Raw genomic sequence first — 8354 nt, 5'->3', positions numbered from 1 at the left:
TCTCCCCGTCACTATACGGGGAGAAGGTGCCGGCAGGCGGATGAGGGGCAGCGCCGACATCACCAATCGCACGCGACTGCCCACTTAGACCATCCGGCTCAGCGCCTCGAAAAACGCAACGATCTCGATATCCAGCGCATCGTCGACCGGCTCCGGCTGCGACGACATCTTGGCGATCACCACTTCGGTGCTGGGATCGACATAAAGCCACTGGCCATGGATGCCGATGCCGCAATAGGCGCCATTTTCGAAGCCGGTCTGATACCATTTGTTGCGGTAGCGGCCTTTCGGGAACAGCGGCAGCATGGCACCGCGCCGCCAAGCTTCCGAGCTGCCGCCGGTGCTGGTGGTGTCGCGCACCCAGGCCTCGGGCACGATGCGGCGGCCATTGGCGGTGCCGCCCTGCCGCATCATCTCGCCGAGGCGCGCCAGGTCACGCGGCGTCACCGAAATGCCGCCGGCGGTGCGTGCCGTGCCTTCCATGTCGACGGCGACAGAGGCCTCGCTGAGGGCGCCAAGCGGCAGCCATAGTTTCTCGCGCATGAGGTCGGTGAAGCGCTGGCCCGAGGCGCGCTCGAGCAGCAGGCCGAGCAGGTCGGAATTGGGCGAGCGGTAGCGGAAGGTCTGGCCATGCGGCTCGGCAAGCCGCTGCAGGGTAAGGATGAATTCACGCAGGCTTTCGGTGCCGCCGCCCGGATTCCACAGCGTCGCGCGGCGATAGCGGGCGAAGGCGCTTTCCGGATCGAGATAGGCCTCCTCGAAGTCGAGGCTGACGCTCATGTCGAGCACATGCCGAACGCTTGCATCGCCATAGGCCGAGCCGGCTGCTTCGGGGATATAGTCCGTCACCGGCGCTTCAGGGTCGAACACCCCCTCGCCTTCCAGTATGCCGGCGATGATCGCGGTCACCGATTTGCTGATCGAGAAGATGATGTGGCGCGCGCCGAACTCCATATGCGGCGCGAACCAGTCGCCAATGATCTTGCCGCCCTTCATCACCGTCAGGGCGTCGGTGCTGGAGCGCAGGAGGAATTCAGCCACCGTCTCCGGTGCAGTCGCGACCGTGACCTTTTCCCCGAGCAAGCCGTCCATGTCTCGCGGAGGGGCTTCTGCGGCGCCGGGCGCTGCCGCCACCCGGGCGGTCGGCACCAGTTCGCCGAGATTCTGGAACGACCACCGATTGAACGGGCTCACACGCCAGTTGCCGAGCAGCACCTCGTTGCGGCGGAATCGGTATCGAGTCTCGAACGCGGTCTTGCCGGTCATGGCGTTTCCTCCCAGTCCATTGGTCATGAAGCTCAGGCAAGCGCCGCGGCGATGGTGTGCACGGCCTTCAGCGTTGCCTTGGAATAGGCCATGTTGCTGAAATCCGGCCAGGTCGACAGCTTCACCACGACTATTCCTGTGTTCCAGTCGATATGGATCAACTGTCCGAACACGCCACGGCACATCAGTGCCCGCGAGCTGGGATTCTCGATCCAGAACTGGTTGCGATAGCTGCCCTCGGGCAGGCTGGCCGAGAAATCCGGACCATGCCTGCCGGTACGCGTCGCCTCGATCCAGTCCGCCGGCACGATGCCGCCGCCATTGTCGAGGATCAGCTGGCCAAAGCGGGCGTAGTCGCGCAGCGTCGCGTTGAAGCCGCCATCGGCCAGCGCATAGCCGGCGCTGTCGACGGTGAAGCAGGCGCTTTCGTCAGCCCCGAGCTTTTGCCAAAGTTCTTCCGAGACGAGTTGCGCCAGCCGCTTGCCGGTCACCCGTTCCATGATGAAGGCGAGCACGTCCGTCTCGATCGAGCGATATTCGAACGTGGCTCCATGCGGGCGAACCGTGTCCTTCAAGCCCAGGATCAGTTCGAACATGTGCGATGGCCAGCGGAAATCCGGATCGCTGCCCGGTGGCACCGGCTTCCAGCCGGTGGCGACATCGACCTGGCCGATGTCGGAATAGCGGTCGGTGTATTCCTCCGAAAACCGCACGCCGGTGGTCATATCAAGCACATGCTGGACGCTGGCGCCGGCCCACCCGGTCGCGCTCAGTTCCGGCAGGTAGTCCGTCACTGGCTTCGCCGGATCGATCAGGCCGCGCCCGGCCAATATGCCGAACACCGAGCCGGTGACCGACTTGGCCATGGACTGCGACAGGTGCAGCGTGCGCTCGTCCATGCCGTTGAAATAGCGCTCATAGGCTATCCTGCCGTCCTTGAGCACCAGGAAGCCGTCCGTATAGGTCTCGTCGAGCAGACCGGCGAGTGTCGAAGGCCTGCCCTCGCTGTCCTCGACCGCTAGCCCGTCGAGATCGACCTCGGCGCGTTCGAGACGGTGGCGATGGCCAGCGCCGCGCCAGACTTCCACGGTCGGCAGAATTTCCCGTATGTGCTGGAAAGCCCAGCGGTTCCAGGGCGGCCTGTCCCAGTCGAGCCTCGGCGGCAGCATGGCGGGCGGCGAGCCTTGCATGATCGGCGGCCGCGGATCGCTGTTGCGGTAAGATGTCATGGAACCCTCCCCGTAAGCGCAAAGAAGGGAGGCCAAAGCCTCCCTCCCGCTGGATTTTAGACCGAACCTATTTGCGCAAATTGGTCCAGATCTTGTTGTAAATCTCCACCACATCTGGCGGACAGGGCGGAACGAATTCCGCTACCGGCGCGCCTGCCGGCGGATTGAGTTCCGGCGAATTGGCGAAATCCGGCTGCAGGAACTTGTGGCTGCCCGCAATGCCGTTGTCGTAACCGGCGAATTCCGAGATCAGCGCAGCGTTTTCCGGAGCCATGATAAAGTCCTGGAACAGCTTGGCATTGTCGAGGTTCTTGGCGCCCTTCAGCACCGCGACATTGTCCATCCAGCCCTCGATGCCCTCCTTGGGATAGGCGTATTTGATGGCCGGAATTTTCTGCCGCGAGCGATAGGTCGCGCCATTCCACTGCTCCGTCACGATCACGTCGCCGGAGGTAATCTTGGTGATGGTGTCGTAGCTGAAGGTCTTCCATGACGGCTTGGCGGCCATCAGGATGTCGTTGACCTTCTTCAGATTGGCCTTGTCGGCACCGCAGCGCGGCACGCCGGCATAACGCTCGGCCGCATGCATGACGGTGTTGACATCGTCGAGCATATTGATCTGGCCCTTCAGCTCCGCCGGCGGGTCGAAGAGGATGGCCAGCGAGTCGATGTTGCCCTTGAACTTGTCTGTGTTGACCGCGAATGCCGTGGTGCCAAACTGCCACGGCGCGGTGTAGTGGCGGCCGCTGTCCCAATAGACGTCGACGAAACGCGGATCGATGTTCTTGCCGTTGGGCATTGCATTGGGCTCGGTTTTTTCGAGCAGGCCCTCGTCGACCATGATCTTAACGGTGTAGTCCGAAGGCACCACGATGTCGTAGCCGGAATTGCCAGCGCGTACCTTCGACAGCATGGTTTCGTTGGAATCATAATCGTCCAGCGTTACCTTGATGCTGTACTGTTTCTCGAATTTATCGATCAGCTTGGGGTTGGTGTAGTCACCCCAATTGTAGATATGCAACTCGCCGTCGGCGAGTGCCGGCACTGCCCACATAAGCACGGCCGTCGAAACGGCCGCCATCAACTTTCTAGACATTTTTGTTCTCCTTGCCTTCCCATTGTTGTCGTGGAGCTTTTGGTCACTTGGCGCGTCGGCGCGCGATCAGGAATGACACCGAGACGAAGAGGATCGAGACCAACAGCAGGATAGTGGAGATGGCATTGATCTCCGGCGTCATCGGCCGCCTGATCTGGTTCCAGATGTAGAGAGGCAAGGTCGTCTGGCCGGGGCCGGCGACGAGCTGCGTGATGGTGAAATCGTCGAAGGAGACGATAAAGGCGAGCGCCGCACCCGACATTATACCGGGAACAAGCAAGGGAAGTGTTATGCGCCGGAACGCATGCCACGGCGTGGCGTAGAGATCGGCCGCGGCGGATTCGAGCGTCAGGTCCATGTCCTCGAGACGTGCCCGGATCGGCATGTAGGCGAAGGGGATGCAGAACACGGTATGGGCGAGGATCAGATTGCCGATGCCGAAATTCAGGCCGAAGGCCCCGGCGATCAGGGCGAAGAAGGACAATGTCGCCACCGCGGTTATGATCTCGGGAACCATCAGCGGCAGGTTTATGACCATGAAGGCGGCAGGAAGGCCACGCCACGGCTTCACCCGGGTCATACCGATCGCCGCCAGCGTGGCGCAGATCGTCGAAACGATCGTCGCGCTCACCGAGATGATCAGCGTGTTCTCGGCGGCGTTGTGGAATTCCTCATTGAGCAGTGCGGTGCCGTACCAGGTCAGGCCGACGCCCTCCCAATGGGTGACAAGCGAACCCGTGTTGAACGAAAAGATCATCAGGATCAGGATCGGCACGTAAAGCACGGCAACGCATATGATGGCTATCGTGCGGAACCCCGGCTGATCCTTGATATCTACGTTGCGGGGATCAGCCATGCTGCACCTTCCCCGACGTGTTGCGAACGTAGAAGTACAGCGCCACGAGCACCGCGGCCATTAGAATCAGCGCTTGCGCGCAGCCGAGCGGCCAGTTGCGTCCCGAGCCGAATTGCTGGGCGATGAGATCCCCTATCATCAGATGGATGCCGCCACCAAGGATCAGCGGCGTGACATAGGCGCCGAGTGCCGGGATGAAGACGAGCAGGCAGCCGGCGATGATGCCGGGCAACGACAGCGGGATGATCACGCGCCACAACACTTTGCGACGAGTGGCGTAAAGGTCATAGCCGGCCTCAACCAGCCGGAAATCCATTTTTTCCAGGCTTGAATAAAGCGGCAGGATCATGAACGGCAGAAAGGAATAGAGCAGGCCGAGTTGGATAGCGAAATTGGTATAGAGCATCGTGATCGGCTTATCGATCACACCCAACGCCATCAGCGCATTGTTGACCAATCCTTCGTCGCGGATGATGAACATGATCGCCAGCGTACGCACCAAAAGGTTCGACCAGAACGGAATAGTGATCAAAAGCACCCACCAGTTGCGCTGCGCCGGCGGCCGCGTCGCCATGAAGTAGGCGGTTGGAAAGCCAAGCAGCAGGCAGATGACCGTCGTCACCACGGCGAACAGGAATGAGCGCAGGTAGATGATCAGGAAGTCCGGTGTGAACTGCAGCGTGTCATCGAAAATATCGCGCTGGAACAGGAAGTTCAGATAGGCGTCGGTCGAGAACTGCCATTGCACGCCGCCATAGGGCGCGGCCTGGAGAAACGAATAAACGCATATGATGATGAGCGGCAGCACGCCGAAAATGCCGATGATGATCAGCGCCGGCACGGAGAGCAGCCGGTTGCGCCGTGCCGAGGCCTTGGCGGCACCTGCTTCTAACAAGGCGGCTTTTGAGAGTGCGGTTGCCATCAGTCCCTCAACACCTGTGCGGCGTCGTTGCCAATAGCAATGCCGACCTTGTCGCCCTGCTCAAAACCGCAGCCTGCGCTGCGGGTGTTCTGCTGGCGGACCGTGAAGGCCTCGCCACTGTCGAGGCGGACCTGAATGTGCGTATCGGTGCCGAAATAGACGATGTTTTCGACCGTTCCGGAAAGATCACCCTTGGTCGTTGTCAGCTTGGCATGCTCGGGCCGCACCACCACGGTGGCGTTGTCCTTGGGCTGGAAGCCTTCCGCCACCGTGGCATTTATCATCGCCCCGGATTTGAGCGTCGCGCGGGCCTTTCCATCGCTGACGCCGGCAATGGCGGCGGTCAAGAAGTTGGTCTCGCCGATGAAGTCGGCAACGAAACGTTCGGCCGGCTTGTCGTAGATGTCCCAGGGCGAACCCACCTGCAGGATCTTGCCCGACGACATCACGGCGATACGGTCCGACATGGTCAGCGCTTCTTCCTGGTCATGGGTGACGAAGATGAAGGTGATGCCGGTCTCGTGCTGCAGCCGCTTCAGTTCGATCTGCATCTCCTTGCGCAGCTTGTAGTCGAGCGCCGACAAGGGTTCGTCGAGCAACAGCACCTTCGGCTGCGGCGCCAGCGCGCGGGCCAATGCCACACGCTGCTGTTGGCCGCCAGAGATCTGGCTGGTGCGGCGGGAAGCCAGCGCCTCCATCTTGACCAGCTTCAGCATCTGGGCGACGCGCGCCTTGATCTGATCCTTTGGCTTGCCCAGCATTTCCAGGCCGAAGCCGATGTTCTCGGCCACCGTCATGTGCGGGAACAGCGCATAGGACTGGAAGACGGTGTTGACCGGGCGCTTGAACGGCGGCAAGGGCGCGATGTCCTGGCCGTAGAGCAGGATTTCGCCGGCTGTTGGAAAATCGAATCCGGCGATCAGCCGCAAAAGAGTGGTCTTGCCGCAGCCGGACGGCCCAAGCAGCGTGAAGAACTCGTTCTCGCGAATGGAGACCGAGACCTTGTCGAGGGCAGCGACCTGCCCCTCACCCGATCCGAAAATTTTGCTGACGTTTACTACTTCAATCGCATTCCGATCCGGTTTGTCCGGCACGATTACGCCTCACTGTTGACCCCGCTCTTGCTGGCGGAGCTGTTCCCCTGTTGGATGTGACCACACGCCCGGTATGTTGGCAAGCCCGGCATTGACTCACAGTTCAGTGTACTCTTGGGGTAGCAAGCCCCATGCCACAGTCAGGCTTGGTAGGTGATTTTGCCGCCACAGATGGTCGTCACCGGCCGCACCGTATGCAACGCTTCCGGGGCAGTCCTCTCGATATCGGCCGACAAAACGACCAGATCCGCCAGATAACCCGGCTTCAGCACGCCTTTGCGGTGTTCCATGAATTCGCTGTAGGCGCCCTCGACCGTATAGCCGGCAAGCGCTTCATGCAGCGAGAAACTCTGGTCCGCCAAGCCCTCTGCCCAAGGCTTTCGCATCACCGCCGCTTGGATGCCCAGGATCGGATCAACCGGCGAGACCGGCCAGTCGGAAGCGAACACGACGCGGGCGCCAGCATCCTTCAGCGTGCGCCAGGCATAGCTCAGCGGCCACCTTTCGCGACCGATGCGCGAAATCGTCGGCTCCAGCGGAAAGTTCATGGCGCCGGGCGGATGCGGCGGTTGCATCGAAGCGATGACGCCAAGTTCGGCGAACCGCGGTACATCCGTCGGGGTGATGACTTCGATATGCTCGACGCGGTGACGGCTGTCCCGCTTGCCGTTGTTCTCCCGCGCCGCCTGATAGCCGTCCAGCACCGCGCGGACTGCGCCGTCACCGATCGAATGAACGGCGATCTGCAGGCCTCTGCGGTCGGCCTCCACTGCCACCTCGGCGAAGTGCTCGGGCGTGAACAATGGCTCGCCGCGCCAGCCGGGACGGTCGGCGTAGTCGTCGACCATCACGGCAGTCCAAGAATCGAGCACACCGTCGTAAAACACCTTGACCATGCCCGAGGAGAGCCATTCGGAGTTATAGGTCGCGGCCATAGCCGACGCTTTTTCAAGCATGCCCAGTGTCATGAAGTTCTTGAAATGGAACGGGATTTTTGTACGGCATATAAGCCGCCCTTCCGCCTCCAGGCCGGCAAGCAATTCAAGCTGGTAGAGGTTGCCATCCATGTTCTGGATCGACGTGATGCCATGCCTGGCGCACCATTCGAGACCGCGATGCATCAGATCGCGGTCGGCAGCCAATTCCTCGGCCGAAGGATAAGGCTCCGGCTCCATGCCAGTCAGGCCAAGCCGCGTGCGGTTCTGGCCAAAGAATTCCAGAATCGGACCGAATGCCTCACCTTCGCGCAATTCGCCCGAGGCCAGTCCGTCGGCGCCCATGACGATTTCGTTGCCCGGCCCCAATTGGCGGCCATGCAGAAGCCCTGCCTGCTCCAGCGCCTTGGTGTTCGCCCACATCGTGTGATGGTCGGAAGCCGACATGGCGAAGGGGCGGTCGGGAATGATGCTGTCGAGATGATGCCGCGTAACCGGCTCGGGAAGGACCGCATAGTCGACGCCGGCGCCGATCAGAAGCTTGGCATTGGGCCGCGTCGCGGCAAAGAGCTGGATAGCATCGCGCAAGGCATCGAAGCCATGCACGCCAGCCAGGTGCAGATTGTCGAGTTCAGCCGCGCCGCCGAACAGATGCATATGGGCCTCGATGAAACCCGGGATCACCGAACCGCCCTCGGCGTCGATGACCTTTGTACCCGTTCCCCTGAACTCTTCGATTGCAGCACGGCTGCCAATGGCGATGATGGCGCCGTCCTTGACGGCAACGCCCTCGGCGGCGGGATTGTCACCGTCCATGGTCAGCACACGACCGTTGATGACAATCAGATCCGCATTGTGACCCGCACCCGTAACAGACATCGCGACTCCGCGCTTTTGACGACTGATTTTAGACCCGACAACCCCGTGCCCAACGACCCACTCCACAGGAGCGGCGC

7 protein-coding genes are annotated in these 8354 nt (G+C 61.4%); all 7 read right to left on the bottom strand.

Translation table 11 applies throughout. The annotated features are described in order from the left end of the window. Positions 1-84 precede the first annotated feature (84 nt). On the bottom strand, positions 85-1266 hold the full coding sequence (locus LB557_RS20995; protein ID WP_224641055.1) for a serine hydrolase domain-containing protein: 1182 nt from the start codon (positions 1264-1266) through the stop codon (positions 85-87). Positions 1267-1298: 32 nt separating this feature from the next. Then, entirely contained in the window at positions 1299-2495 is a 1197-nt protein-coding gene (locus tag LB557_RS20990) for a serine hydrolase domain-containing protein (protein WP_224641057.1), read from the bottom strand. Positions 2496-2562: 67 nt separating this feature from the next. Beyond that, positions 2563-3591, bottom strand: coding sequence for an extracellular solute-binding protein (locus tag LB557_RS20985; RefSeq protein WP_181171167.1), 1029 nt, complete (start codon positions 3589-3591; stop codon positions 2563-2565). 43 nt (positions 3592-3634) lie between these two features. After that, on the bottom strand, positions 3635-4447 hold the full coding sequence (locus LB557_RS20980) for an ABC transporter permease (protein ID WP_027060103.1): 813 nt from the start codon (positions 4445-4447) through the stop codon (positions 3635-3637). After that, positions 4440-5369 carry an ABC transporter permease gene (locus LB557_RS20975; RefSeq protein WP_224641058.1) on the bottom strand — a complete coding sequence of 310 codons (930 nt, stop codon included), beginning with the start codon at positions 5367-5369 and terminating at the stop codon, positions 4440-4442. Before LB557_RS20975 ends, LB557_RS20980 begins: the two co-directional genes overlap by 8 nt. After that, positions 5369-6463, bottom strand: a complete 1095-nt coding sequence (locus LB557_RS20970) for an ABC transporter ATP-binding protein (RefSeq protein WP_224641060.1) — start codon at positions 6461-6463, stop codon at positions 5369-5371. Before LB557_RS20970 ends, LB557_RS20975 begins: the two co-directional genes overlap by 1 nt. 140 nt (positions 6464-6603) lie before the next feature. Then, the gene (locus LB557_RS20965) at positions 6604-8277 is read right to left on the bottom strand and encodes an amidohydrolase (protein WP_224641062.1); all 1674 of its coding nucleotides are present in this window, start codon (positions 8275-8277) and stop codon (positions 6604-6606) included. Positions 8278-8354: the final 77 nt, after the last annotated feature.

Source organism: Mesorhizobium sp. BR115XR7A (genome assembly GCF_020165315.1).
GTDB classification, from domain to species: domain Bacteria; phylum Pseudomonadota; class Alphaproteobacteria; order Rhizobiales; family Rhizobiaceae; genus Mesorhizobium; species Mesorhizobium australicum.
The sequence above is the reverse complement of the archived record's forward strand: the minus strand, read 5'-3'. Positions and strand labels throughout refer to the sequence as shown.